Here is a 25,977-nt window from a genome sequence, read left to right on the forward strand (position 1 = left end):
TGATTTAGGTAAAAATAAGCATATTTATAAGGTTTTTGTCTTTCAATATAAAAGATATTTTTTTCTCAAGTCGGTGTAAATTCCAAGGTCTTTTTGCCAGGAATCCCTTATTTCAGCCTCTGTTTTGCCTGCCAAGATGTCCTTTCGGAGTTGGTCACTTCCTGCGAGTTTATCAAAGAAATTATTAAAGAATTTTTCCTTTTTTCCTGAAATATGATAGGCTTCCAAAAGATATTGAAGGGTGAATTGATGGTTCAGGGGTTCATTTCTTAAATCTTTTCCGTAGCATTTTTTATCCTTTTGGGGCGGATTTTTTGACATGCCGTCTATGCTGACAGGTGTAAAGGTGAAATCCCCGAATTTTGGATCAGGATAGCCATAGACTTGAAATGGGAAATATGTCCCCCTTCCCAATGACACATCTGTGCCCTCAAAATAACAAAGTGTGGGATATAAACGGATGGACAGGTCATTGGGTAAATTGGGGGATGGCTTTACCGGAAGACCATAAGGTAGGGAATGATTCCAGTTTTTTACAGGAATAACCTGAATATCGCTTTTCACTTTTCCTTTCAGCCAACCTTCTCCATTGATCATCTGGGCCAATTCCCCGACGGTCAATCCATGGACTACCGGAATAGGGTGCATACCCACAAAGCTTTCAAAGCCTTTTTTCAAAACAGGACCATCCACATAATTACCATTAGGATTGGGTCTGTCAAAAATCAAAAGCGGTTTTTTATTTTCTGCGGTACTTTCCATGACATAGTGCATGGTACTGATATAAGTGTAAAACCTGACCCCGACATCCTGAAGGTCATAAATCAGAATATCCACATCAGAGAGGGTGGAGGCAGAGGGTTTCTTGTTGTCTCCGTACAATGATACTATGGGTAAGCCTGTGCTTTTGTCGATTTCAGAATTGACGATCTCTCCGGCATCTGCATCTCCCCGGAAGCCATGCTCGGGAACAAACACTTTGACTACATTTACTCCTTCCATCATTAGGTAATCCACCAAATGCATATTGTTTTTACTGGTCAGGATTGAAGTTTGGTTGACAATCAGACCAACTCTTTTGCCCTCCAAAAGTGGTAAATATACCTCAGGCTGATCAGCAGCGGGCAATATCTGTCTCTCTATTTCCTCTTCTTCGACTTTGATAACTTTATCCGGGCCTTTACAAAATGCGGTTGTCCGGATTAAAAAAAGAACAAGAATGATACATTTCAATGACTTCATATTAATTTGCGCTAGATTTCCACCAAAATAATCAAACTCATTGAACCTTTCCTATTTTATTGCCAAAAGAATCAGTTTTAAGCGAACAGGTGGGTTTACAGGAACAATTCACCGCATAGCGGTTGCCTCCGTGGCCATTGGCATAGCAATATCAATTATTTCATTTATGATATTGGGAGGGTTTCAAAATGAGATTTCGGACAAAGTCTTCTCGTTTACCGGACACTTTCAGGTGCAGAAGTTTATGTCGGGAAATGCATTTGAAGAATCTCCCACTTCCAAATTGTCCGACTTTTATACCGAGTATCCACAAAATGAGCTGATACGTCATGTACAGGTCTATGCCCACAAACCCGGTTTACTCAAAGGAGATGAGGAGGTTGAAGGAGTGTTGATGAAGGGCGTAGGCCCGGATTTTGATTCTTTGAGATTTAAGGATTCAATAATCAAAGGCCGCTTTATTCAGTTTTCGGACTCGATTGCCAGCAATGAAATTATTTTAAGCAAAAAGATCGCGGACAAACTATTATTGGATCTGGGCGAGCGGATTACCATGTATTTTGTACAGGAACCTCCCCGCTTCCGAAGGTTTGAAGTTGTAGGTATTTATGAGACTTTTCTTGAAAATTTTGATGACAAAATTATTATCGGAGACATTCAAACTATCAGAAATCTCAATGGCTGGACAGATGATCAGGTGGGAGGGTTTGAAATATTTGTACACAATCCTACCAAATTGGACGAGTTCAGTGAACCCCTATATGAATCCTTAGACTATGATCTCAAACTTATCAAAGTGACTGATAAGTACATTGAGATCTTTGATTGGTTGATATTGCTCAATAATAATGTATATATCTTTTTGGGATTGATCCTCTTTGTGGCTGCTTTTAATATGGTTTCGATATTATTTATCCTGATCATGGAAAGAACCCAAATGATCGGGGTGCTCAAAGCACTGGGAGCCAAAAACAAACAGATACGAAAGATTTTTGTCTGGAATGGAGTAAGGATAATCGGTCGGGGTCTGCTTTTGGGAAATGCGATAGGTTTGGGTTTTGGCTTGTTACAACAAAAGTTCCGGTTCATTTCTCTTGATCCGGAAAGCTACTATATGTCCTTTGTTCCCATATCCTGGAATTGGCCGGTATTTTTATTGCTCAATATCTCGGTATTATTGGTGACAACTTTGGTTTTGTTTATTCCGGCCATGTTGATCAGTAATATCCAACCTATCAAAGCGATACGTTTTGATTAGGTTTTGTTTTGAACCAACTCATCACCTTCATTTGGAAGACTCCAACCACAGCTTCTCTGAAAATCCTTGTGTTCATTTTTGAAATACCCCTGGTCCGATCTGTAAAAATGATAGGGATCTCTTTGATCCTGAACCCTAGCTTCCAGGTGGTGAACTTCATTTCGATCTGAAAAGCATAGCCAATGAATTTGATTTTGTCCAGTTCTATGGTTTCCAATACATTTCTTCGATAACATTTAAACCCTGCCGTGGCATCTTTAAAGGGCATTCCCGTAACAAACTGTACATATTTACTTGCAAAAAAGGACAGCAAAACCCTTCCCATAGGCCAATTGACCACGTTCACCCCTGTCACATACCTTGAGCCAATGGCAAGGTCATAGCCCTCTTCTGAGCAGGTTCTATGTAATCTCAGCAAGTCAATGGGGTTATGGGAAAAATCGGCATCCATTTCAAAGATATACTGATAACCGCACATCAATGCATATTGAAATCCTTCAAGATAGGCAGTTCCTAGCCCAAGCTTTCCTTTTCTTTGCAGTAGGTGAATCCTTTCAGAGAATTCAATCTGAAGTTTTTTGACGATCTGCGCAGTACCATCAGGAGAATTGTCATCTATCACCAATAATTCAAAATCACCATCCAATGCCATGATAGCTAATGAAATGTCCCGGATATTTTCCAGTTCATTATAAGTAGGAATGATGACAAGTTTATCTTTTTTCATAAATACCAAAACCCAAAATTATGATTAAAAGCATGTAATTTTTGATTTGTATCCATAAAATGCAAAAATTGATATATAATTGTTTGAAAATGAGAAGGAGAAAATGATGAAAGTAGCCATAGTCACCTATGAATCAAAAGGAAGCTATCCCGATATTAATGCAGAAGATGAAAATATAGTTTTGGGTAATATTCTGGAGGAATTGGGTCTTGATTTCAAATTGGAGATCTGGTCAGATCCTCAGGTTGATTGGGCACAATTCACGCACCTCTTGATCAAATCCCCTTGGGATTATTTTGATAAGTATCCGGAATTTTTGGTTTGGTGTACTTATGTCAAAGGTTTGGGAGTAAAGGTTTTCAATGATATGGATACCATTTTGTGGAACTCTGACAAGAAATATCTTTTGGATGTTCAGAAAAAAGGTTTTCACATTGTGCCGACATTTTTTATTGACAAGGGACAAGCTTCTGATTTAGATGGTTGTTTCCAACAATTTCATACAGATTATTTGGTCATCAAACCTACTGTAAGTGGTGGTGCCAAAAACACCTTAAAACTTGAAAAAAATAACTGGAGAGCCCATAAACCTGCCATAGATTCATTTTTAGAATCAGAGGATTTCATGGTGCAACCGTTCATTGAGGAGATTGCATCGGTAGGAGAGTTTTCTTATTTATTCTTTAATGGGAGGTTTTCCCATGCTGTATTGAAAAGCGCCAAGTCAGGGGAGTTCAGGGTTCAGCATTACTTCGGAGGACAAGTACAACAAGTAAACCCTTCACAAGATCAACTTGATTACCTTCAAAAAATCGTAAATGAATTTGCTGACAATACCCTTTATGCCAGGGTAGATGGTGTTTGGATAGAAGGTGTATTTTACCTTATGGAGCTAGAATTGATAGAACCTTACTTGTTCCTTTTTACTTCTCAGAGCGCCAAAAAAAATTACCGTGAAGCAGTTAAAAAGAAGTTGGGGGTTTTTTGAAAACCTATTGACTTCATACTCCTCCGAATCCCGAGTCCCCAACATTTTGAAAATGTTCAGAATTGGTAATGACATCTTTGTATAGTTGGTATCAATAGGAATGCGGCTTTAGCCCATTCATAAATAAATGCAAAATACCAAAGGCTTTAGCTAAAACATAAAAGTAGGATATAAGATCGGGGATTATGTTTGGCTAAAGCCGGGGGATAATAGGCCTCTTTTTTTCCTCCCGCTAAAGCAGGAGGCAATTGATTGGTAAGCCAAGCAATAATATCTATGCCTAGAACAGTTTGACTGCTAATCTGATTTATGTCATTGATACGTAGGAGGGATCTCCAAAGGTATTATTCAAGGCATATTTTACATTTCAGGATCCTCGTGAGATGCTTCTCCTCCTATCGGGATCAGCACGGCGGGAAACTATTACTTCAATTTCAGTTTCCAAAAGCTTAAGGAACTACTCACAGTGTTCCAAATGCATCTGCGCATAAACACTTCCTTTTCCAGCAGCCTCTTTTAAGTCTTTACAGCCTGTATTATCATTGATGGCAAGTTTTGCATATCCTCTTCTTGCAAGGGCCTCAATGTGGTTGGGATTGGATTTTAAGATGTCATCAAAATCTTCCAGGGCCCATTCCGCATAACCAATCAATAGCCGAATCAGACCCCTGTTGTATTTGGCCGGAAGGTTGTCCGGATCATAATTAAGGCACATATTGAAGGAACCTGCTGCCCCCAAAAGGTCACCGATTTGGGATCTTGCCATGCCCTGATAGAAATATACTTTGGAATCTTTTGGTCTCATTTCCTTTGCCATCTGTAAAAATTCATCTGCACTTTTGTTATTGCCGTTCATCAGCATGGCCCTTCCCAAAAGATAGATTATTTCGAAATCTTTTCCATCTTGATTTGCGGCAAGTAGCAGGTATTTTTCAGCATTCCTGTAATCTTCCTGTTTCCAATAAACTTTTCCCACCCCGGCAAAAGCTTGCGCATATGCAGGGTCAAATCGGATGATGGCTTTGTAATCCTCCAAAGCCTTTTCATATTCTTCCAGTTCCTCATAGGATCGTGCCCTGAGATGAAGGGATTTTACATCCGTTAAGTTGATGAAAAGGGCCTTCGAGAATTCGGAAACGGCTTTTTCATATTCAGCCTGACGGAAATACATTTCACCTTCTGAAAAACTGCCAAAACATGAGGACAGGAAAAAAAGAAGAAACAAATAGAACGGTTTACGCATGACACTGATTTGAATTCTTTCAAAACTAATAAAATAATTAAAACTGTCCAAATGGACTACTATGTTTTTAATATAAAAAATTGTCATTGGTTCCATATTTTTCCAGGCCGGGCAATCCGAAACTTCTTTTATGTTCGTATATCCCCGCACATACAAAACCTTAAATGTTATGTTTAAAAAAATTGTATTTGGACTGATTTGTTTCTTTACATTTCTGGTAGCTGTATTGGCTGTTCATATTTATATGGTCACCAAACCCAAAGCAGGAGCAATTTCTTCCCTTACTTTAAGCAGAATAGATTTTCCTGAAAGATTTGATTCGCTGCAAGGAGTTGCCATCAAAGAACATATTGCCAAGATGGAGGGTGTCAAAGACGTTAGGGTTAATTTTTCCAACAGTCACATCATTTGTCTTTATGACCGAAAGGAATTTTCAGGTTCCGATTTGGTAGACAGGATAAACTTTCATTTTTCTGAATCTGCCCAACTCTTTCAACCCTCCGAGGAAATGCTGGCACAGAGCTGTCCGGCCATAGACAAAAATTCCATAACCTATAAATTGGGTGCGTTCTTCCAAAAATCCTTTGAAAATTAATCTTAACTAAATTACACAATTATGAAAACGTCAAAATTATTGCTGCTGATTGCGATGCTGTTTTTTTCTGTTGTTTATTCTTCCTGCGATAGGGAGGATACTCCGGAACCAATGCTGGATGACTCCTTTTATGCTACCAAATTGGGTGGATCCACGAAAGTTTCCGACCCGCTCAATTCCGGGCAGATGGTGGAGCAGGGTTTTTTGAATCTGAGGACTGTGGTCATCAATACCGTCACCACCATTGCCACCAATGATGGTGGGAAATATGATGCACTGCAACCTTATTTTTCGGTGTTGCTCCGTGAAGTAGGAAGAAATCAAACTTCCGGTCTGAATATGTTGGTAATGGATTTTACTGAATTTTTGGCAGAAGCTACAGGTGCAAATAATTTCACTTATACCGGTCTCAGTATGGCCGATGCACATAATCCTGCCAAAAATTCAAGAATGAACGGGAAAATCAACAATGCAGATTATAATCTCTTCGTTCAGGCAGTAGTTGAAGGAGCTGCCCAGGCAGGAATCACCTCCAATGATGTGATTGGACCGGTCGGACAGTTGTTGGAATCTATCAGACAGCCTATTGTTCAAAGAGCTGATGGTGAAGACCTGGATTTGTACACTAGATTGGGAGGCTCAGGATTGGTTTCCGATCCCGAAAATGGAAGTGAGTTAATCGAAGCAGGTTATATTCCATTGAGAGCAGTCGTAACAGAAACCGTGATAGTCATCGCTACAAATGAAGGAGGCAAATATGATGACCTTCAGCCATATTTCGCAGTTTTGCTTGCTGAAGTAGGAGGAGGAGAAACATCAGGATTTACAGCTTTGGTCTCCGGATTCAGTGATTTCCTTGCTGCCAATATAGGTTCACAGAATATTACTTATACAGGTTTGAACATGGCAGACGCCCACAATCCAATGGTCAATCCCAGAATGACCGGATTAATATCCGAAGCAGATTATGACCTGTTTATCGGAGCGGTAGTTGAAGCCGCTATCAATCTCAACGTTCCTGAGTCAATTATCGGCGAATTTGGAGGCTTACTGACCAGTCCGGGATTGAAAGGAGCTATCGTTCAGGGATGATTGTCAGTGGTCAGTTCTCAGTAAACAGTATTCAGTGAACAGTAGGCAGTGGCCAGTTTTCAGTGGGCAGTGTTCAGTGATTAGTAGTCAGTTTTGCAGTCAGAGTGGGCAGAATCAGTCGTGTGGGCAGAGGGCAATCTCAGTTGGCAGTAGGATGTCACATTTTATAATAGGCAGTGAGTGCAGGACTTTGAGCTGGTCTCGATAAAAAAAAATAGTTATAAATCAGAATTACACATGTCCTTGTCGAATTGAGAAGGAGAAGGCTTTGACACAATTGAACCAATAAAAGCATTCAAGAGTCCTATCAAACTTTTCCTTGTCACCTTGACGGCAGGAGAGGTCTATGACCTTCAGGGCAGAATAGATTTCTCCTGCCGTTGACAAGGACAACCTGTTTTGACAACATCCGCAATTGAATCAGCTACACCGTCTGCCATCTGCGACCGCCTACTGCCTACTGAACACTGCCTACTGTAATCTGAACACTGAAAAACTACAAAACCCCCTTAGTACTCGGAAGTTGGTTCAGTGCACTACGGTCTCTTTTGACAGCCATCTTTATTGCCCTTGCCAAGCCTTTAAAAATCGCTTCAATCTTATGGTGTTCATTGGTGCCTTCGGCTTTGATGTTGAGGTTACACTTGGCGGTATCACTGAAGGATTTGAAGAAATGGTGAAACATCTCGGTGGGCATGTCACCGATTTTTTCTCTTTTGAATTCCGCATCCCAGACCATCCATGGCCTGCCGCCGAAATCTATCGCAACCTGTGCCAGTACATCGTCCATAGGCAAAAGGAAACCATAGCGGTAAATCCCTTTTTTGTCACCAAGGGCTTTTAGATATGCTTCTCCCAAGGCCAAAGCAGTGTCTTCAATGGTATGGTGTTCATCGATATGCAGGTCACCTTTGACCTCTATCAAAAGGTCAGTCCCCCCATGCTTGCCCAACTGCTCCAACATGTGGTCAAAAAACGGCAAACCTGTATAAATTTCACACTTTCCGGAACCGTCAACATTGACCCGGATGTGGATATCAGTTTCAGAGGTTTTCCTGAACACTTCTCCAATTCGTGAAGGCATTTTGAGGTGCTCATAGATTTTATCCCAGCTTTTGCTGCAAAATGTGGCTTGATCAATTTGTTCGCCAATATATATGGATTTGCAGCCCAGGTTTTTGGCCATTTGGACATCTGTTATTCTGTCTCCGATGACATAGGAATTGGCCAGGTCGTATTGACCTTTCAAATATTCGGTAAGCATTCCTATTCCAGGTTTTCTGGTAGGAAGTTTTTCATGTTCAAAAGACCTATCGATGTGTACTTTGGAAAAATGAACGCCTTCATTCTCCAGGGTAAGCATCATTTTATTGTGGGCAGGCCAAAAAGTGTCCTCAGGAAATGAATCAGTCCCCATTCCGTCCTGATTGGTGACCATCACCAATTCATAATCAGTTTCCTCAGCAATTTTGCGCAAGTTTGAAATAGCCTTTGGTAAAAACTCAAGATCTTCCAAACTATCAATTTGAAAGTCCGAAGGTGGTTCAACTATTATGGTGCCGTCACGGTCTATAAAAAGTATTTTTTTCATGGTTTACAGGTTTTTTTTTAATCTATCTTATCAAAATTGGTATCAGTTACCTAATTCCCTTTGTTTTTATGTTTAAAGACGGAAGACCGAAGACGATAACCATCTCCAAGATTAGTTTATAATTAAGGAATGAAAGCAGTTTTTAATATTCTTATAATCAAAGTCTGTCACGGACTAGTTTACTTAAACATTTATTCAAGAGACCTTCGAGGTTTTTAAAAAACCTCAAAGGACACGGTCTTCCGTCTTCCGTCTCCTGTCTTCCGTCTTTATAAACAGAAGAAAATCGTTCCAAAAATCAAAAACGATAAGTATAATCACCGCTCCGATCCGTAATTTTCCAATTCCCTGATCAGTACATCGTTTTCTTCCCTGGTCCCAACTGAAATCCGCAAACAGTCCTCACAGAGCACTACTTTGGACCTGTCTCTGACTATGATCAGATCATTAATCAGATGGTCATAAACTTTTCTCGCTCCGGTCATTTTGACCAAAACGAAATTGGCATTGGAGGGGTAAATATGTGAGATAAAAGGAAGTATTTCCAAAGCTTTTGATAAACGGTCTTTTTCTTTCAAAACAGTCTGAACCAGTTCGGCAATTTTATCGGCCTGATCCAAGGCTTCAAGGACTTTTTGCTGGGTAAGTCCTGAAATATTATAAGGTGGCTTGATAAGGTTCAGAATCCGGATGATATCTTCGGAAGCGAAAGCCATGCCTATCCTTAAATTGGCCATCCCCCAAGCTTTTGAAAAAGTCTGCATCACCAATAAATTGGGTGAATCATTTAATTCGTTTGTAAAACTCGGTTCATCGCTGAAGTCAATATAAGCTTCATCCACTACTACCAATCCATTGAAACCTGCAATGATACTTTGGATATCCTTCCTTTTCATTTTGTTACCGCTTGGATTGTTCGGAGAACAGATAAAGATGATCTTGGTTTGGGTATCAATCGCCGCTAAAATATCCTGTGTGATCAATTGATAGTCTTCTGTGAGGTTAACTTTTTTGACGGCGATGTCATTGATGGAAGCGGATACTTCATACATCCCGTAGGTAGGAGGAAGCAAAATAATGTTATCCTTTCCGGGAACGCAAAACGCCCTCATCAATAAATCGATGGCTTCATCGCTTCCGTTGCCCAAGAATATCTGGGTCGGGCGGACGCCTTTGATAAATGACAACTTTTCTTTTATCTCCAATTGATAGGGATCAGGGTAGCGGTTGAAAGGCTCCCCGGTCAAGGAACCATAAGGGTTTTCGTTGGCATCCAGAAAAACCCCGTCCTTACCCGAATATTCATCCCTGGCAGAAGAATAAGGTTTGATGCCCAAAATATGGGGTCTCAATAAGTTCTCTAATGAAAAAGACATTATTTTTTTTCTTTTAGGTATTTGAGGCGGATACTGACAGCATTTTTGTGGGCTTCCAACAATTCATTGTCGGCCAAAATCTCAATAGTTGGGCCTAAGTTTTTAATACCCTGCTCAGTGATTTTTTGATATGTGATTTTTTTGACAAAGCTATCCAAAGAAACACCACTGTAATTTTTGGCATAGCCATAGGTTGGTAAGGTATGGTTGGTGCCTGAGGCATAATCTCCGGCAGATTCGGGAGTGAAATTGCCAATAAAAACCGATCCGGCATTTTTGATCTGTCGGACCACTTCATCCTCATTTTCCACACAGATGATGAGATGTTCCGGGGCATAATCATTGATCAGGTCGATCGCCTTTTCCTGTTTGGCGATGATGATGGCAACTGAGTTTTCAAGGGCTTTTTTGGCCATATCCTTTCTTGGAAGTTTGGGAAGTTGAATCTCTATTTCATCCAGAATTTTAGTCGCTACTTTTTCAGAAGTGGCAACAAGGATGACCTGTGAATCAACTCCGTGTTCTGCTTGGGAAAGTAGATCTGCAGCCACAAAGGCAGGAATTGCAGTATGGTCTGCATATATCAACACCTCAGAAGGACCAGCCGGCATGTCAATGGCCACACCTTTTTTTACTGCCAACTGTTTGGCTGTTGTCACATATTGGTTTCCCGGTCCAAATATCTTATCGACTTTGGGGACGGATTCGGTACCATAAGTCATAGCAGCAATTGCCTGGGCTCCTCCGGCTTTTACGATTTTATCTATTCCGATCAGATCGGCAGTGTAGAGAATGGCAGGATGAATATTACCTTCCTTATCCGGTGGCGTGCACAGAACAATTTCCTCACATCCGGCAAGGTTGGCGGGAATACCCAACATCAGAACTGTAGAGAATAGGGGTGCCGTTCCCCCGGGGATATATAGGCCAACTTTTTGAACAGGCACTGATCTTCTCATGCAGGTAACACCTTCCATCACTTCCATTTCGAGATCGGGAGTTGCCTGGGCTTCATGGAATTGTTCTATGTTTTGCTTTGCAATTAGAATGGCTTCTTTGAGTTTTGGATCCACAGTTTCCCGGGCCACAAAGATCTCCTCCATCGAAACAAGAAGGGTTTTTATCTGAACATGATCATACTCCAAAGCAAATTTCTTCAGGGCTTTGTCCCCAAGTCTTTTGACCTTTTGCATGATCGGCTTTACGATCTTTCCGATTTCTTTGGATTTCTGAACAGGTCTTTTCAATTCCTTTGCCCATTCGGATCTTGTGGGGTTGTATATAGTTTTCATATTCAAATGTGTTGTCGGGTTGGAAATGCTTGTTAGCGGATTGTTTGGTTTTAGGGGTTGTTGGGACTGTCCGCTTTTGTTTGTCGGAGGTAATTTGAATTATTTCTGTGGTTAGAAAGCTAGGTTCTGTTCAATACAATTTTAAAACTACCCATCTTGTATTCTTTAAATTTAAGCATCATTTGTCCATTTAATATCTTCCGTGCCGATGGCACTTTGGGGGACTTCCAATCGATCTTTTCCCGGCAATAAATTACCGGGCTAAAATTTCGGTCATGCCTACGGCATTTTGTTGCCTTTTGCTTCCCAGATATGCATGGGGACAGGCTTTGATTCCCCGAATTACTTTGGGACAGGCTTTGTGTCTTAAATCTCACGTCTCAATTCTTACTCCTTCCCAGAGATTGCCACGTCGCACGAAGGGGTCTTACTATATATAGAAAGGCAAAATGAAGTGCTCCTCGCAATGACGATTCCTAAGTTCTATCCAAACTCAAATCGATCATCCTTGCCCACAAATTTCGCCTCTTGTTTCTTGGCTTTTTTTTCTGACATCTTGGTTATCGCAATCCCTTAGGCTAAACCTTCGAGGTTTTAAAAACCTCAAAGGTTTTCAAGTCTCACGTCTCACGTCTCATGTCTCACGTCTTAAATCACCATTTTCTCAATCGGTACCACCAAAATCCCTTCGGCTCCGGCCGCGCGGAGTTCTTCTATGTTTTTCCAAAACTGATCCTCACTCAAAACGGAATGAACAGATGACCATCCTTCCTGTGCCAAGGGTAATATGGTCGGGCTGCGCATTCCCGGAATCAGGCTGATGATTTTTTCGAGGGATTCATTTGGAGCATTCAATAGGACATACTTATTGCTTTTCCCTTTTTGAACCGCATTGATACGGAACAACAACCTATCGACAATGGACAGTTTTTCTTCCGAAAGGTATTTGTTTGCAATCAATACAGCCTCTGATTTGAAGATTTCTTCCACTTCTTTGAGGCCGTTCATCATCAGTGTGGAGCCCGAACTTACAATATCGCAAATACCCTCTGCTAAGCCAATGCTTGGCGCTATTTCCACGGAACCGCTTATTTCATGGATTTCGGCATTGATGTTTTTGGATCTGAGATAATCTCCAAGAATTTTTGGGTAGGAAGTTGCCAGGCTTTTACCTTCAAAATACCTGATGTCATCATAATGCTCGCCCTTAGGAATAGCAAGGGAAAGTCGGCATTTGGAGAATCCGAGTCTTTTGAGGATTTCCACTTCTCTGTCCTTTTCTACAAGTTCATTTTCTCCGACAATTCCCAAGTCCGCAACGCCATCAGATACATATCCGGGTATATCGTCATCTCTCAAGAAAAGAAATTCAATGGGAAAATTGGTAGAGGTAGATTTGAGCTTTCCGGTACCGTTATAAAATTTGATGCCACATTCTTTGATGAGGCTAAGTGAGTCGTCGCTGAGTCTGCCACTTTTTTGGACAGCAATTCGGATAATTGAATTCATGGATGCAATATACGTTTAGTATCAAAATGCCAATAAGAATTTTGGATGATTAGGCGTTATGATTATATCAACAGCCTTCCTGGGCGATATGTTAAAAATTTCCTCTTACGAGGAATGGTGGAAATGAAAAACATTACCAAAAGTAGTTTTGGTAGAAATAAGCGGGATATGCAGGAAAGTGCTGTTCATTTCATCGGCAAAGTTAACAACAGCTTTTGAACATCCAAGTTTGGATAACCTTTTTAACTTTTTGGTAACATTATTTAAATGGATTTATGTTTCCTTTTATAAATAATGGCTTTAACTTTAAGCAACGATTACTAAACCAAAAAATGCTGTCCCGCCAAAAAAGTACCTTTACCAGTGAAAATCCATTGGAAGCCAACAGCGGATCTGATTCAAAGGAGGATGTTGTTTTATGGGATTCCTTTAGGATTGGAAATGAATCTGCCTTCATAAGGATCTATGAGACTTATTTTGATAGACTTTATGCTTACGGATGGAGAATATGTAAAAAGGATGCGTTGGTCCAAGATGCCATTCAGGACATGTTCATCGAACTGAGAAAATACCGTAGCAATCTTAGTCCGACAGATTCCATTAAATTTTACCTGTTCAAATGTCTCAAAAGAACCATTATCAAAGAAGAAGGAAAATGGTACAGTAATTTGGAAGATATAGACAGCAGTTATTTTTTTGATTTTACGTTTTCCCATGAAAAGCATTTAATCGATAGACAGATCAATGAAGAGGTAAAAGAGAAACTCAATAAAGCCATAGCCCTACTCAGTCCAAGGAAGAGGGAAGTGATTTATTATTATTTTTATGAAGGACTGAATTACCAACAGATTCAGGAAATCATGAAGCTGGACAATATCAAATCAGCGAGAAATTTAATCTATAAAGCCCTTGGTTTTTTGCGTGAAGTGCTTAAATGAGTTGGGAGTTTAAGGAAGGGTAATTGATTTGATTTGGCTAAAGCCGGGAGAGACTGGAATTGTATTTTATACTCCTCCAACAAAAGCCGGAGGCAATTGATAAAAGCTCCATTCAGAATCAGGTATTTTTACCATTAAGAATTTGGCTATAGCCAAAAAAAGAAGGTGGGTATAGCTGAACTCACTTACCCTTTCACTACCTCTATCTTCTTCCCCAAAAATTTGGAAAGGGTATCTGAAAACCTCTGGGCCTCCCAGATTTCCAGGTCCATAGTGGCATCTCCAAAAATCTTGATTGTCAGACTATCCTTTTCAGGCATACAATACACATTTTCCACCCATTGGTTTTTGGTTTTGTCCAGACCGACTGCTATCCGGAGGATTCCTGAAAGTCCCAAAACCAACTGCCTTTCTTTTTTTGAAAATTTTTTAATTTTCTTCTTTTTCGGACCTTTTTTTCTGTGGTATCTGGCCAGATTGGCTAAAACCAATAATTCATTATTGTTAAATCCTCGTAATCTTCCTTTTAGAATCAGGTATTTGGAGTGCTTATGATAATTCTGAAAATTGACATAAGTTCCGATGTCATAAATCAGACAGGCGTGGTAAAGCAAATCCCGCGCAGCCAAATCCATTCCATGGTAATCTTTCAATTGATCAAAAAGCTGCATGGCCAATTGTGCAACATGTTTGTTCTCCAGAATATCCGTATCATATTTCATGGACTTTAGCATGCAGCTTTTTTCACGGATACTACTGCCCAATACCAAATCTTCCAGTTTCTGACCGTTTTTTTCCACATAATCCACAATCAGGCCTTCGCGAAGTGAAGCGTCTGACAATGTCAATTCTTTCACATCAGTCAACTTTAGCAGTTCAACCAGCAGCAATCCTCCCAAATGAATGGCATCTACCCGATTTTCATTAATTCCCGGTATTTCGGACCTTTTTTCTGCCGGGAGATTTAATAGTTTTGTTGTGATTTTTTCAATGTCCTTTACCTTGACTGTCTCTGCGTTGATGGAACTTAGGTTTCCTTTTTTATTCATTAATAAGGCCGCCTCTCCCAAAGTCCTGATAGAACCCGAGGTCCCTACTACTTTTGTGAACCCCGTAGCCTTAGCTTCTAAAAACACTTTTTCCGCTATGCCTTTGATATGATGCTTCAGGTCTTCCTGCTTTTCCTTGGTCAAAGGACCTTGATTACCTACTTTGTCGAGCAACCTCAACACTCCCAGTTTCATACTGCTTCTAAAAAGAACAGCATCCTTATTGCCTACCACAGCTTCTGTACTCCCCCCTCCGATATCAATGACCATTACATTATTACTCTGAAGATCAATCGCCCTCTTTACGGCCAAAAAAATCAATCTTGATTCTTCTTTTCCTGATATCAGCTGAGGTGACAAGCCAATATCCTGGATCAACCGGTCCAAGAATTCCCTACCGTTTTTTGCCTCCCTTGTTGCGGAAGTAGCCGCAGTGATGATGTGTTCCACACCGTACTCGTCTGCTAATTGGACATACCTGGAGATAGTCTGGATGCCGGCATTGAAGGCCTTTTAGCTTATTATTTTATTGGCAAACACTCCCACTCCCAACTTGACCATTTCCTTTTCCTGCACCAATACCTCAAAAGTCTGCTTTGAAGTCACCTTCACGATGATCATGTGAATGGAATTGGTACCGATATCAATGGCTGCTAAGTTCATGGAGTGTAGTGTTGATGGTTTATAAAAGAAGGCTTAATTTAACTTCTCTGGTGTTGGTTTGCAACTATAATTTGTATTGATGGGGTTTGTGTTCTGATGATCATCACCTAGAAATGTCAAACTTTTCAAAACTCACAATATTTGGAGGAAAATTTCTTAATTTTATTAAGTCTTGTGGGATGTGTTTCATCCTGCTCTTTTCACTTCACCAAAATCACAACATTATGACAAAATTTAATGATCAAAGAAAAACACTCAGTGCTTTTCTGCTTGCCTTGCTGGCTATGTGCATTTTGCAGGGATGCGAATTAATCACAAAGGATCTGATCAGTCTTCAAAAAAAAGATGACAAGCCCAATAAGGGATTGGGCCACGGTCCTTTTGCAAAAGATTATGAAATATGGGCCCTTGACCAAGGTGTAAACTTAAGCAGGATACACATTTACAATTCCGGTCTGAAAGAAACTGATGTGATCGACTTTCCAGCATTGCTGTCAAAAGGTGAAATCGATCAGGCCGTGACCATGCCCCACATGATCGGATTCAATTCAACCCATGAGTATGCCGCAGTAGCTTCGCCTGCATCCGGAAATGTGGCCATTATCCGTACCAAAGACCGGAAAGTGATTGATGTCATATTTACCGGTGCCGGGGCCCACATGGCAAGTTTTACACCCGATGATAAATCTATCTGGGTGGCCAACATCGGTACGGTTACTTTTAACGAAATTACGGCTGACCTGGAAAATGAAATATTTGCCTTAGGTCGGGAGCTTAAATTGTTGGATCAGCAGGAATGGAAAGACAATTTTGAAGGCGTTAAGGGAGGCGGAGGAGGTGTCCTGAATGTTTCAGCACCGGTCTGCCACCATTTCACTGCAAACGGAAAGTATGCCTATCTGACACTGGGACCCGGAGCGGGTGGGCTGGTTGTAGTGGACATACAAGCAGCTGAACCCAAGATAGTCAAAGCCTTTTCTAGGGATGAGGTCAAAGCCAATTGCGGTTTGGCGCTCAGTCAGGATGGTAAAAAAATGTACGCTAATTGGGGCGATCCTGGTAGCGCTGTCAATCCGCCGTCTCAAAGCGGTCAATGGTATGTGTTTAATACTTCTGACCATACACTGATCAAATCCAGCGATGAGACCAGAGGTGTGGATGCTCACGGTGCCAGAACCAGTCCAAAGGGCCCATGGCTATGGCAGGTCAACAGGGGCAGTGACAACGGAATTGTAATCAATACCATGACGGATAAAATAGTCCATAATCTGGATTTTGTGGGCAGCAGTCCCGATATCATTGACTTCTCTCCGGACGGAAAATTTGCCTTTATAACCCTGCGCGGACCAAATCCCAGAAGTGGAGCAGCACATGTGGCCACGGGTACAACTCCCGGTTTTTCTGTCATCAACACCTCCAACAGGAAAATCGCTGCTTTGATCCAGCCTGCACCGTCTGAGGATTTACAGGCCAGTGATTTTCATGGCATTGGAGTCCGTTCCTTATATTGATTTAGGGGCGGACAAAATCAAAACAAAGAATAACCACTACCTTAGCCCTGCACAAACTTTTTTGTGTGGGGCTTTTTTTGATATTTTACCCGAATAGAAAGTGGCCCATTTTTAATCTCTAGTCGATCAACTTTAAAAAAGTACTTTTTCAAAGGCCACGTCTTCTCCGGCCAAAACAAAAATTTTGTTTTTGAGATGAGAGGTGTTAGCCTGCAGGGTTCGGTAATACAATGGATAATTATCGTCCGGTGTTTTTAATCCCAAAAATACAAGATCTGCCGTTCGGCTTTCATTTTTAAGAATCTCCGGGAAACTTCTTCCTCCCGATACAATCAACTCATATTTTGCATTCGACCGCATTTTTTCAATTATTTCAGCAAGGTTTCTTTCGGCATCTCTTGCGGCAGATTCATTTGGCACCACCATTTTGATGGTGAGTTCAGCTTCTCTCCATCCAAAACTGCGCCTTAGCAGATGTGCCATAATAATCATCAAAGCGCCATTCATTTTCAATCCTCCCCACCAGACATCTATACTTCTCTTTGAACTTTTTTTATAGTCTTCTTCAATATCAATGATCAGGACATTACGCTGTAATTTGTTAAAATACCCAATCATATCACAAAAATCAGACATATGGCTATCCTCTGTAGTATTTCCCAGAATAATGGTATTGGGCACCAAGCCTCCCAAGCCATAATGATCTACCATAGTTTTGGCACCCGTAAAAGGATTGGCAGAAGGAATTATACGGACCAAACTATGTATAGCTCTTTTGGCAAGAAATTCCCGTGTATGTATCTCCATCTTACGTAACCTCTTTTTGGTCACATTTACTTCTGTCAATATGGTGGCCACAGTCATTAAGGCTTTTCCCTGTATAAAATCATCGGCAACAGCTATCAGGTACCATCGGCTTTGCGGGGCACCCGAAAATACCAAAAGATGAGGGCGCCAGTTTTTAGGATCTGCATCTTCACTCAAACGCATCAAACTAAAACGGATAAGGCTTAGCCGAACACCACGACCAATTCCTCCCCAGGTCTTTTTCAGTCCACGGCGCTTAAGCCAGAAAAAAATCAAAAAAACAAATATTGCAGCAATCAAAGTAGCTACAGGATTGATGAGAATCATCACCCCAAAACAACCGGCAGCTCCCAAAAGGGAAAAAAACCAATGCACCTTAAATTTTGGTCGAAATGAGGGCGATTTTAAAACATTTTCAATTCCTGCGGAAAAATTGAGTACACCATAAGCGGTAAGAAAAAACATCGTCAGCACCGGTGCTATTACATTAAGATCTCCGAGCAAAACTGCCGTAATGGTAAAAACCAGTGTAAAAAGGGTGCCTTTTCGGGGAAGATTTTCCTTTCCGCTGCCCTTTCCCAATCCAGCCATAAAACGGGGCAATACACCATCTTGAGCGAGTGCCTGCAATACCCTCGGTGCTGCCAAAGTACTTCCAAGAGCACTTGAAAGGGTAGCACCCCATACGCCAACCAGAATCGCATCTCCCCAAAATGCAATCCTACGCATGATCATCGGGTCTTCTATGAGGCTACTTGCATCGGCACGCATAGCCAAAATTACAGGAAGCGCCATGTATATGATGTATCCTGCACCTACGGCCATAAAGGTTCCTTTAGGAATGGACTTTGCAGGATCCTTTAGGTCCCCCGACATATTCACTCCCACATCTATCCCGGTAACCGCCGGAAAGAATACTGCAAAAACAACCCAAAAAGGAACTGATCTTTCTGGAGATGCACCCCATAATTCTATTTCGGTAGATTCAATAGGGCTGCCAAAAATCAGGGAAACGAGAGAAATAGCAATAGCGGCAAGAATAAAATACTGTACCCTGCTGGCGACTTTGGCAGAGATTAATGCCACTCCTGCAACAAAAAGAATCGCGCCAACCGCTAGTAATTTTTCATTTAGTCCGGGAAATATTTGGACAATACTTTCGGCAAACCCCACTGTGTACATGGATACAGACAAAGCTTGGGCAAGGTATAAGGAAATCCCCACCGCTCCTCCGCTTTCAATGCCAAGGGAACGGCTGATCATATAATAAGCACCTCCTATTTTTACCTGCTGATCAGTGGCAATGGCTGCTAAAGAAAGGGAAGTGAGAAAGGTGATTGAAGTAGCCAGGGTGACAATGAGAAGGCTACCCAGCAAACCAACATTTCCTACCACCCAGCCAAAACGCAGATACATGATCACACCGAGTATGGTGAGAATGGAAGGCGTAAATACACCTGCAAATGTGCTAAGTCCTGAAGATTTTACCGGACTAACTTTCATTTTCTTGTCTTTCCAATAGTTCTAAATAAGGAGGGCCAAGATATAGAAAATTGAAACTATTAGCTGAAAAAAACAAAAAAATTATTTAGTGCTCAAATGTCCACAGTGGTCAATCAATATAAAGATTACAGCTTGTGACAATTCCGGTATTTTTCCAATATGGGGGTAAATCTGTCTAGTCAATGTACCAACCTCAATTTTTACTTAAGAAACACTGAATACCCATATCTCTTGCATGATTTAAGAATTTCATTTTATACGATCAGTATTTACTAATAAGATATTTTAAAAAAATGCAACCTTTCAAATTTTTATTTTGAGAAATTTGAATTGATCCTTAAAGTCTTTCCAGGTAAAGCTACAGTTCAATTTTGATTCCAAAGTGATTTTAAGGTTTACAAGTACTTGACCGAAAACTGTTTCAACAACTAAACTTACAATCTGATGTCAATTTCTTTAATTCAACAAAAGCCCGCGAAAGTAAAGCCAATATTCAAAAAAACAGATGTTGATAGGTTTTCCAAAACCCTTGCCCTGAAAGTTGAAAGCTATTTCAAAGAAACCGGAAAATCCAAAAAAGGCGGAAAGGTAGTCACTATAAAAACTATTTTTCTTCTGTCGCTTTTCTGTATTTCTTATGGGCTATTATTAAGCAATTGGTTCAATCCTTGGGGCACTTTTTTCATTGGCCTTCTATTTGGATTAACCCATGCTCTGATTGTTTTCAATATTGCCCATGATGCATCACACAATGCCCTTTTCAAAAACCATCGCCTTAATAGGATTTTGAGTTACACTTTTAACCTGGTAGGTTCAAATTCATACCTTTGGAATCTTAGCCATAACAAAACCCACCATTCATTTCCAAATATCGCTGATTTTGACCCTGATATCCACCAACAGGCGCCACTGATCAGGATGTCTCCCAGCGAACCTTACAGATGGTATAACAGGTACCAGCATTGGTATGCCACATTGCTGTACCTGATTTTCAGCATTTTCTTGGTTTTCGTGAAAGGTTTAAAAGAATTTTTCCCGTCCTTGAAATCCAAAAGGTGGTTGGGCATTGATCGGCCACCTTTCAGAGAATACGTTATTTTATTTTTTACAAAACTTATCTATTTCACTTACTCCCTTCTGATCCCGTTGATGGTACTGGATGTCACTTGGCAACAGTTTATTTTGGGGTATTTAGGTATACATTTTTTTTTAAGCCTTTTCCTGATTTCTGTTCTTATTCCGGTGCATTTGGTGGACGAATCCGAATTTGGGACAGTGGACCAAAATGGTCATCTGCCTGACACTTGGACGGTTCATATCTTTAAAAACACCATAGACTTTTCAAGAAAAAGCAAACTGGCAAATTTCCTGTTTGGAGGACTCAATACCCATATCGTCCATCATATTTTCCCCAATATCTGTCATGTCCATTACATAGCCCTGTCGGAAATCATAAAAACTACAGCAGAAGAGTTTCAGATCGATTACCATGAAGAAAGTATGTGGGGTGCTATTGTATCTCACTATAAATTGCTGAAAAAGATGGGGTCAAATAAGATGTCAGATCACATCCTTAATCCTAAAATGAATTAAGCCTAATTTGTGAAAAACCTGCCAGGTTTTTAGCCATTGTGCTGTAAATCTGTATCATATACACCTCTTAAACCTGGCAGGTTTCTTCCTTAATATTTAATTTGGAAAAGCAGGGTTAAGTCAAACTGGATTTTTACCAATTATTTGGGATATTTATGCTCAAAGGAAAAGACCATGACACATAATCCCTCCCCAATCATTTCTCCTGAGGAATTGGTTGCTTTAGCTCAAAATGAAAAATCTATTCTCATTGATGCCAGTTTTGGAAAATCCAACTATTTGAACCGGCACCTCAGTGGAGCTTTGCATGTCGATTTGAATTCCGAATTGTCTGATATCAAAGAAGACTTTGCCGACGGGGGCAGACATCCCCTGCCAAGTGCAGGTCAGTTTTGTAATTTGCTTTCAAGACTTGGAATCAGTCCCGAAAGCCATGTGGTGGTCTATGATGACAAAAATGGATCAAATGCGGCTTCCCGTTTTTGGTGGATGATGAAAGCCATAGGCCATCAAAAAATCCAGGTTTTGGACGGAGGATTAGACGCTGCGGTCAAAGCCGGATTTGCTGTTGCCAAAGGAGAAGAACCTAAGCCGGTACCGTGCAGGTATCCAATAAAGGAATGGACATTACCTAGGGCAGATTTACCAGAAGTGGAAAAAGTATCTCTTGACAAGGAGTATCTGGTCATTGATGTCAGGGAGCCTGAAAGGTACAAAGGTGTGAAAGAGCCCATTGACCTGATTGCAGGACATATCCCGGGGGCAGTCAATATTCCCTTTGCTATGAACCTGGATCAGGATGGCTTTTTTAAATCTTCCGAAAAACTGTGGGAACTGTACAGTGATTTTATCAAAGACAGGCCCGCTTCAAATATCATTGTCCAGTGCGGTTCCGGTGTGACTGCATGCCATACCCTATTGGCCATGGCACATGCAGGCTTCGAACTTCCGAAACTATATGTAGGCTCTTGGAGTGAATGGTCAAGAAATGACAAACCCATAGCAAAATGAAATTTGAAGAACTAACAATATTTTGAAATTCATTTTTGAGTCTAATTTTTATTGTATGTCCGCAAATAATTTCAATTCCCATTTAGAATTCTGTTGATTTTATTTTTTTATATGTTATTGAAGTTATAAATTATGCAGGTTTAGAATTTCAAACTTTTATGGACTAAACTCGATTGCTCAAAAGTTATATTGGTAATTCACTATCAAAATATACTTTTCAGATCGATAGCAAAAGCGGTACTCACTAATGTCATCGTAGAACTTAATTTTAGATCTGCCCTGACCAAGGTGAGAATATAAATTTCTACCTTTTCCAAAAACTTGACTCTTTTGATTCTTTAGAATTTATTATAACCACTTAATATATGAAAACATTAATACGGCTTACCTTAATCTTCATGGTTGCTTTATCGGTCAGTTCCTGTGTCAGAGATGATGAACCCATCATGGGCCCTCCGGGCGTAAGGGGTGAAAGAGGACTTCAAGGTGAACAGGGGCCTCAAGGAGAACAAGGCCCTCAGGGTGAACAGGGAGAACGAGGAGAACAGGGGGAAGCAGGCAGGGATGGGGCACAAGGTCCACAAGGTGAAACAGGCCCAAGTGGCCCGGCAGGACCTCAGGGTCCGGGAGGTCCTCAGGGTCCGGCGGGACCACAGGGGGAAGCGGGGCCACGGGGTGAAACGGGGCCTCAAGGTCCTTCCGGACCTACGGGGCCAAGAGGGCCGCAAGGTGAAGCCGGTCCACAAGGTCCACAGGGCCCAACTGGTCCTCAGGGTGAGGCAGGGCCTACAGGTCCACAAGGGGCTACAGGAACGGCGAATGTCATTTATTCAGATTGGGAGCGTTTTGATGTGACAAAATGGAGTCAAAATACCATGTTTTTTGGCAGAACGAGCATAGTTTATACTGTAGATGAGCCTCATATAACTTCCGAAATATTGGATAGGGGAACTGTAGCAGTTTTTATCAGATTTGATTTATTTCCTGATATAGTCCAACCACTTCCCATCACACAGTCCATTACCCAAATCAAAAACCAAAGATTAATTCATTATTTGCAATTGAATAAAATCCTGATGGCATTTTCGAATGATGATAATTCCTCGCCAATCATCCCCTTGGCTGCTGATGTAAGTTTTAGGTATGTAATTATTCCCGGCGGGACTTCAACTTCAGGAAGGATGGCCCCTGTCAATTTGAAAGACTACAAAGCAGTGAAATCATACTACAAAATTCCTGATTGATCCAAAGATTTATTATTTTAGAAAAAAACCAAATTGTATGCGTATCCTTTTAGTGTTTCTGTCAGTAGTATTTCTATTATTAATTTCCTGTTCCAAACCACAGCGTCAGGATATAGATTTTAAGGCTTGGGGAGATTATTGGTTTCAGGGAAAGGCTGAAATCTCAAGTTTTGATCTGGAACAGTACCGATATGGAGAACCCCGAACGGGTGAGGCGGTGCTTATTTTTGTGACAGAGGAATTTTCCAGAAAAAACCATGTCAAGCTTGATCAGCCCGATCAAGCAGGTTCGGATAAGGTGTCTGTGATCAAAATGAACCAAACAAGGGATTTTGTGACCGGAATTTACCCTTATCATATGATGCTGTCAGTTTTTACCCCGACCAAAGAACAAAACAACAGCCTAAAAATCACCGCAAGTTCGCAGGAATGGTGTGGTCAAACTTTCACACAGCTCAACCTAAATAGTACGGAAAGCTATAAAGGGAAGATTTTTTCCTATTTCGAAAAAGAAGGTGATGATAGCTTTTCATTTACAGGAATATCAGAAGATGAGCTTTGGAATCTGATCAGAATCAATCCCAATCAAATCCCGATTGGAAGTGTCAACATGATGCCATCACTCTTTTACCAGAGGTTCACCCATAAGGAGTTCCAATCAGACGAGGCATTTATCAGAATAATAGATATCACCAACAACCGAAGCCAATTGGTAGTCACATATAGTTCCGGTATCAGGGAATTAAAGATTGATTTTGAAAAAGTATTTCCCTATCAGATTATGGGTTGGGAGGAAAGTCAGACCAGACAGGATGGCACCAAAGAAATCAGTGTAGCTAAAAGGAAAGGTTTGAAAATTGTGGACTATTGGACCAAAAATAAAACGGAAGATGCGTTTTTGAGAAAAGAATTGAATCTGAATTATTAAATCCAATAATCGCAACATACCCGGAATTTTGTTTTTCATAAATATTTTAAAGTGGTTTGGACATCAAGTTATTTAGATAATTGCATATATTGCTTTGAAAAATTATTCATGTTTTTAAGCCTAAATTGATTAAATCATGCCAAATCGACCAATTACCATTGAAGGAATTGATTCCAACGGTGGTCTAATCCTTTCAGATAGGGGGAAAACTGAAGTAGATCCGGGTGACACGGTGACCTGGATAATCAGTCCCCGCTCAGGTGTAAAAGAAATCACAGGCATCATCAACAATTCGGACATAAACATTTTCAGTGAAGGCCCCTCAAGAGTCGGGAATTCGAATAACTGGAAAGGTACAGTTGATCCCAATATCCCTAGAGGTTCTGAGGAAGATTATGACATTGCCTATGTCAAAAACGGATCTCCAACCAACAGGATGTTTGATCCCAAGATTTCGGTTAGAATATAAGGTGTTTTATGATTTCCAAAATGAGTCATGCTTTCTCATTTCTTTTGATTTTTTGGCATTTTATAAACCCGGCGTTTGCTCAAGACCAAAAAGTGGCAGACAGCCTTTCCATAATATACAGGCAAGGCTTGTTGGCTGATTCTGAAAAACTTGAATTGTTAGAGGAATTATCATTCAATGAAATGAAAGATCTTCAGCAAGCTGTAAAATATGCCGAAGAACTGATTTTACTTTCCAAAGAACTGGAAGAACCTATCTTTGAGCAAAAAGGCTATTTTCTGAAGGGAAACCATAAAAGAAAAATGGGGGAACTGGATGAAGCATTGGATGCCTATATCAAAAGTGGAGAAGCTGCCGGAAATGCCAATTCCTTACGGGCTGAAGGGATAACCTATGGTGCGATTGCAGATATTTATTCTGTTTCCAATAACCATAGCAATGCCATGCTTTATTACCGTAAATCCATTTCTGTTTTAAGAAAATCTGATGATTCTATTGCATTGGCATCCTCCATCCTGAACGCAGGAGATGAATTTCTGCACAGGGATATGTTTGATTCTGCCTATGCTTACTTCAACGAATCAAGTCTCATTTTCGAAAAATTGAATTACCTGACAGGGAAGGCCTATAGCTTGGGCAATATCGGGATGGTCTATGCCAATACAGGACAAAGGGACTTGGCTGAAAAAAACATCAATGAAGCCATTCAGATCTTGGAAGAGATGGAAGATCACTATCCTATATGTGTTTATCTGATATATATGTCCGATATCTATTCCGAAAAAGGTGATGAAGCTACCTCCATGGAATATGCACTCAGAAGTCTGCAACTGGCAGAAACCCACGGGCTCAAAGAACAAATATCAAATGCAAACCTGAAACTTTCTGAATTTTATGAAAAGTCCGGAAATCCTGAAGAATCTCTCAAATACTATAAAAACCATATCGCCTTCAGGGACAGTGTCAATAATTTAATGACTATACAGAACATAGCTGATCTGAGGACAGATTTTGAAGTTGCACAAAAACAGGCAGAAGTGGATTTGCTCAATCAGACCAAAAGAACCCAACGGATTATTATGATTGCTCTGATTGTCATTGTTTTTTTGGGCGCAATTATTTTGGGAACCTTGTATTGGTATTTCAAGAATATTCAGAGAGAAAAGAAAATTTCGGAAAAATTGCTGCTCAATATCCTACCGGTTCAAACTGCCAAAGAATTGAAATTAAATGGCAAAGTAGAGGCAGTCAAATTTGAAAAAGTAACGGTACTGTTTACCGATTTCGTGGAATTTTCACTGTATGCTAAAAAAATAGAATCCAAGCAACTGGTAAAAAGCATTGATTA

22 protein-coding genes are annotated in these 25,977 nt (G+C 40.5%); 12 read left to right on the plus strand and 10 right to left on the minus strand.

The window, feature by feature from the left end; translation table 11 throughout:
* Window positions 1–42: 42 nt before the first annotated feature.
* On the minus strand, window positions 43–1,242 hold the full coding sequence (locus ACEW8O_RS08075) for an exo-beta-N-acetylmuramidase NamZ domain-containing protein (RefSeq protein ID WP_373494110.1): 1,200 nt from the start codon (window positions 1,240–1,242) through the stop codon (window positions 43–45).
* Between the two features lie 40 nt (window positions 1,243–1,282).
* On the opposite strand from ACEW8O_RS08075, the gene ACEW8O_RS08080 reads away from it, so the two are divergent.
* Complete coding sequence (locus tag ACEW8O_RS08080; protein WP_373494111.1) at window positions 1,283–2,500, plus strand: ABC transporter permease; 1,218 nt, start codon at window positions 1,283–1,285, stop codon at window positions 2,498–2,500.
* On the opposite strand, the gene ACEW8O_RS08085 is transcribed toward ACEW8O_RS08080, so the two are convergent.
* Entirely contained in the window at window positions 2,478–3,227 is a 750-nt protein-coding gene (locus ACEW8O_RS08085; RefSeq protein WP_373494112.1) for a polyprenol monophosphomannose synthase, read from the minus strand. The two genes, ACEW8O_RS08080 and ACEW8O_RS08085, sit on opposite strands and share 23 nt — an antisense overlap.
* A 79-nt stretch (window positions 3,228–3,306) precedes the next feature.
* Here ACEW8O_RS08085 and ACEW8O_RS08090 point away from each other — a divergent pair, with 79 nt between their 5' ends.
* Window positions 3,307–4,215 (plus strand): RimK family alpha-L-glutamate ligase, encoded by a 909-nt coding sequence (locus ACEW8O_RS08090; RefSeq protein ID WP_373494113.1) that lies wholly within the window; start codon window positions 3,307–3,309, stop codon window positions 4,213–4,215.
* A 457-nt stretch (window positions 4,216–4,672) separates the two neighbouring features.
* Here the strand turns inward: ACEW8O_RS08090 and ACEW8O_RS08095 are convergent, their stop codons facing one another.
* Window positions 4,673–5,545 (minus strand): tetratricopeptide repeat protein, encoded by an 873-nt coding sequence (locus ACEW8O_RS08095; RefSeq protein ID WP_373494114.1) that lies wholly within the window; start codon window positions 5,543–5,545, stop codon window positions 4,673–4,675.
* A gap of 82 nt (window positions 5,546–5,627) precedes the next feature.
* On the opposite strand from ACEW8O_RS08095, the gene ACEW8O_RS08100 reads away from it, so the two are divergent.
* Entirely contained in the window at window positions 5,628–6,053 is a 426-nt protein-coding gene (locus tag ACEW8O_RS08100) for a heavy metal-associated domain-containing protein (protein WP_373494115.1), read from the plus strand.
* Window positions 6,054–6,074: 21 nt separating this feature from the next.
* Window positions 6,075–7,145 carry a hypothetical protein gene (locus ACEW8O_RS08105; RefSeq protein ID WP_373494116.1) on the plus strand — a complete coding sequence of 357 codons (1,071 nt, stop codon included), beginning with the start codon at window positions 6,075–6,077 and terminating at the stop codon, window positions 7,143–7,145.
* 496 nt (window positions 7,146–7,641) lie between these two features.
* Here the strand turns inward: ACEW8O_RS08105 and hisB are convergent, their stop codons facing one another.
* The 4 genes from hisB to hisG form a co-directional block, all read right to left on the minus strand.
* Window positions 7,642–8,736, minus strand: coding sequence for a bifunctional histidinol-phosphatase/imidazoleglycerol-phosphate dehydratase HisB (gene hisB / locus ACEW8O_RS08110; protein WP_373494117.1), 1,095 nt, complete (start codon window positions 8,734–8,736; stop codon window positions 7,642–7,644).
* 317 nt (window positions 8,737–9,053) lie between these two features.
* Entirely contained in the window at window positions 9,054–10,112 is a 1,059-nt protein-coding gene (gene hisC / locus ACEW8O_RS08115) for a histidinol-phosphate transaminase (RefSeq protein ID WP_373494118.1), read from the minus strand.
* Window positions 10,112–11,404 (minus strand): histidinol dehydrogenase, encoded by a 1,293-nt coding sequence (gene hisD / locus ACEW8O_RS08120; protein WP_373494119.1) that lies wholly within the window; start codon window positions 11,402–11,404, stop codon window positions 10,112–10,114. Before hisD ends, hisC begins: the two co-directional genes overlap by 1 nt.
* Window positions 11,405–12,052: 648 nt before the next feature.
* Window positions 12,053–12,913 (minus strand): ATP phosphoribosyltransferase, encoded by an 861-nt coding sequence (hisG, locus tag ACEW8O_RS08125; protein ID WP_373494120.1) that lies wholly within the window; start codon window positions 12,911–12,913, stop codon window positions 12,053–12,055.
* A 332-nt stretch (window positions 12,914–13,245) separates the two neighbouring features.
* On the opposite strand from hisG, the gene ACEW8O_RS08130 reads away from it, so the two are divergent.
* On the plus strand, window positions 13,246–13,851 hold the full coding sequence (locus ACEW8O_RS08130; protein WP_373494121.1) for an RNA polymerase sigma factor: 606 nt from the start codon (window positions 13,246–13,248) through the stop codon (window positions 13,849–13,851).
* Window positions 13,852–14,036: 185 nt separating this feature from the next.
* On the opposite strand, the gene ACEW8O_RS08135 is transcribed toward ACEW8O_RS08130, so the two are convergent.
* Together ACEW8O_RS08135 and ACEW8O_RS08140 are read right to left on the minus strand one after the other, a co-directional pair.
* Window positions 14,037–15,395 carry a Ppx/GppA phosphatase family protein gene (locus tag ACEW8O_RS08135; protein ID WP_373494131.1) on the minus strand — a complete coding sequence of 453 codons (1,359 nt, stop codon included), beginning with the start codon at window positions 15,393–15,395 and terminating at the stop codon, window positions 14,037–14,039.
* Window positions 15,396–15,413: 18 nt separating this feature from the next.
* Window positions 15,414–15,563 (minus strand): hypothetical protein, encoded by a 150-nt coding sequence (locus tag ACEW8O_RS08140; protein ID WP_373494122.1) that lies wholly within the window; start codon window positions 15,561–15,563, stop codon window positions 15,414–15,416.
* Window positions 15,564–15,787: 224 nt separating this feature from the next.
* Between ACEW8O_RS08140 and ACEW8O_RS08145 the strand changes: the two genes are divergently transcribed.
* A complete protein-coding gene (locus ACEW8O_RS08145; protein WP_373494123.1) occupies window positions 15,788–17,074 on the plus strand; it encodes a YncE family protein in 1,287 nt (428 codons plus the stop codon).
* Window positions 17,075–17,206: 132 nt separating this feature from the next.
* Here the strand turns inward: ACEW8O_RS08145 and ACEW8O_RS08150 are convergent, their stop codons facing one another.
* On the minus strand, window positions 17,207–19,384 hold the full coding sequence (locus ACEW8O_RS08150) for a Na-K-Cl cotransporter (RefSeq protein ID WP_373494124.1): 2,178 nt from the start codon (window positions 19,382–19,384) through the stop codon (window positions 17,207–17,209).
* A gap of 444 nt (window positions 19,385–19,828) precedes the next feature.
* Between ACEW8O_RS08150 and ACEW8O_RS08155 the strand changes: the two genes are divergently transcribed.
* From ACEW8O_RS08155 to ACEW8O_RS08180, 6 genes are all read left to right on the plus strand, one after another.
* Complete coding sequence (locus ACEW8O_RS08155; RefSeq protein WP_373494125.1) at window positions 19,829–20,977, plus strand: fatty acid desaturase; 1,149 nt, start codon at window positions 19,829–19,831, stop codon at window positions 20,975–20,977.
* A 174-nt stretch (window positions 20,978–21,151) separates the two neighbouring features.
* The gene (locus tag ACEW8O_RS08160; RefSeq protein ID WP_373494126.1) at window positions 21,152–21,988 is read left to right on the plus strand and encodes a sulfurtransferase; all 837 of its coding nucleotides are present in this window, start codon (window positions 21,152–21,154) and stop codon (window positions 21,986–21,988) included.
* Window positions 21,989–22,353: 365 nt separating this feature from the next.
* Window positions 22,354–23,232, plus strand: coding sequence for a hypothetical protein (locus ACEW8O_RS08165; protein ID WP_373494127.1), 879 nt, complete (start codon window positions 22,354–22,356; stop codon window positions 23,230–23,232).
* 37 nt (window positions 23,233–23,269) lie between these two features.
* Window positions 23,270–24,160, plus strand: coding sequence for a hypothetical protein (locus ACEW8O_RS08170; RefSeq protein ID WP_373494128.1), 891 nt, complete (start codon window positions 23,270–23,272; stop codon window positions 24,158–24,160).
* A 136-nt stretch (window positions 24,161–24,296) separates the two neighbouring features.
* The gene (locus tag ACEW8O_RS08175; RefSeq protein ID WP_373494129.1) at window positions 24,297–24,629 is read left to right on the plus strand and encodes a hypothetical protein; all 333 of its coding nucleotides are present in this window, start codon (window positions 24,297–24,299) and stop codon (window positions 24,627–24,629) included.
* A gap of 8 nt (window positions 24,630–24,637) precedes the next feature.
* Window positions 24,638–25,977: adenylate/guanylate cyclase domain-containing protein (locus ACEW8O_RS08180; RefSeq protein ID WP_373494130.1), on the plus strand; the 1,340-nt coding region annotated here is incomplete at its 3' end.

It is taken from the genome of Aquiflexum sp. (genome assembly GCF_041749095.1).
Taxonomy (GTDB): Bacteria; Bacteroidota; Bacteroidia; order Cytophagales; family Cyclobacteriaceae; genus Aquiflexum.

What these genes read in the sequence shown, in the direction of transcription:
- ACEW8O_RS08130 (WP_373494121.1), top strand. Translation starts at nt 13,246, where the DNA reads ATGCTGTCCCGCCAAAAAAGTACCTTTACCAGTGAAAATCCATTGGAA.
- ACEW8O_RS08160 (WP_373494126.1), top strand. Translation starts at nt 21,152, where the DNA reads ATGACACATAATCCCTCCCCAATCATTTCTCCTGAGGAATTGGTTGCT.
- hisD (WP_373494119.1), bottom strand. Translation starts at nt 11,404, where the DNA reads ATGAAAACTATATACAACCCCACAAGATCCGAATGGGCAAAGGAATTG.
- ACEW8O_RS08100 (WP_373494115.1), top strand. Translation starts at nt 5,628, where the DNA reads ATGTTTAAAAAAATTGTATTTGGACTGATTTGTTTCTTTACATTTCTG.
- ACEW8O_RS08155 (WP_373494125.1), top strand. Translation starts at nt 19,829, where the DNA reads ATGTCAATTTCTTTAATTCAACAAAAGCCCGCGAAAGTAAAGCCAATA.
- ACEW8O_RS08150 (WP_373494124.1), bottom strand. Translation starts at nt 19,384, where the DNA reads ATGAAAGTTAGTCCGGTAAAATCTTCAGGACTTAGCACATTTGCAGGT.
- ACEW8O_RS08165 (WP_373494127.1), top strand. Translation starts at nt 22,354, where the DNA reads ATGAAAACATTAATACGGCTTACCTTAATCTTCATGGTTGCTTTATCG.
- ACEW8O_RS08095 (WP_373494114.1), bottom strand. Translation starts at nt 5,545, where the DNA reads ATGACAATTTTTTATATTAAAAACATAGTAGTCCATTTGGACAGTTTT.
- ACEW8O_RS08175 (WP_373494129.1), top strand. Translation starts at nt 24,297, where the DNA reads ATGCCAAATCGACCAATTACCATTGAAGGAATTGATTCCAACGGTGGT.
- ACEW8O_RS08105 (WP_373494116.1), top strand. Translation starts at nt 6,075, where the DNA reads ATGAAAACGTCAAAATTATTGCTGCTGATTGCGATGCTGTTTTTTTCT.
- ACEW8O_RS08140 (WP_373494122.1), bottom strand. Translation starts at nt 15,563, where the DNA reads ATGAACTTAGCAGCCATTGATATCGGTACCAATTCCATTCACATGATC.
- hisC (WP_373494118.1), bottom strand. Translation starts at nt 10,112, where the DNA reads ATGTCTTTTTCATTAGAGAACTTATTGAGACCCCATATTTTGGGCATC.
- ACEW8O_RS08085 (WP_373494112.1), bottom strand. Translation starts at nt 3,227, where the DNA reads ATGAAAAAAGATAAACTTGTCATCATTCCTACTTATAATGAACTGGAA.
- ACEW8O_RS08170 (WP_373494128.1), top strand. Translation starts at nt 23,270, where the DNA reads ATGCGTATCCTTTTAGTGTTTCTGTCAGTAGTATTTCTATTATTAATT.
- ACEW8O_RS08145 (WP_373494123.1), top strand. Translation starts at nt 15,788, where the DNA reads ATGACAAAATTTAATGATCAAAGAAAAACACTCAGTGCTTTTCTGCTT.
- hisG (WP_373494120.1), bottom strand. Translation starts at nt 12,913, where the DNA reads ATGAATTCAATTATCCGAATTGCTGTCCAAAAAAGTGGCAGACTCAGC.
- ACEW8O_RS08075 (WP_373494110.1), bottom strand. Translation starts at nt 1,242, where the DNA reads ATGAAGTCATTGAAATGTATCATTCTTGTTCTTTTTTTAATCCGGACA.
- hisB (WP_373494117.1), bottom strand. Translation starts at nt 8,736, where the DNA reads ATGAAAAAAATACTTTTTATAGACCGTGACGGCACCATAATAGTTGAA.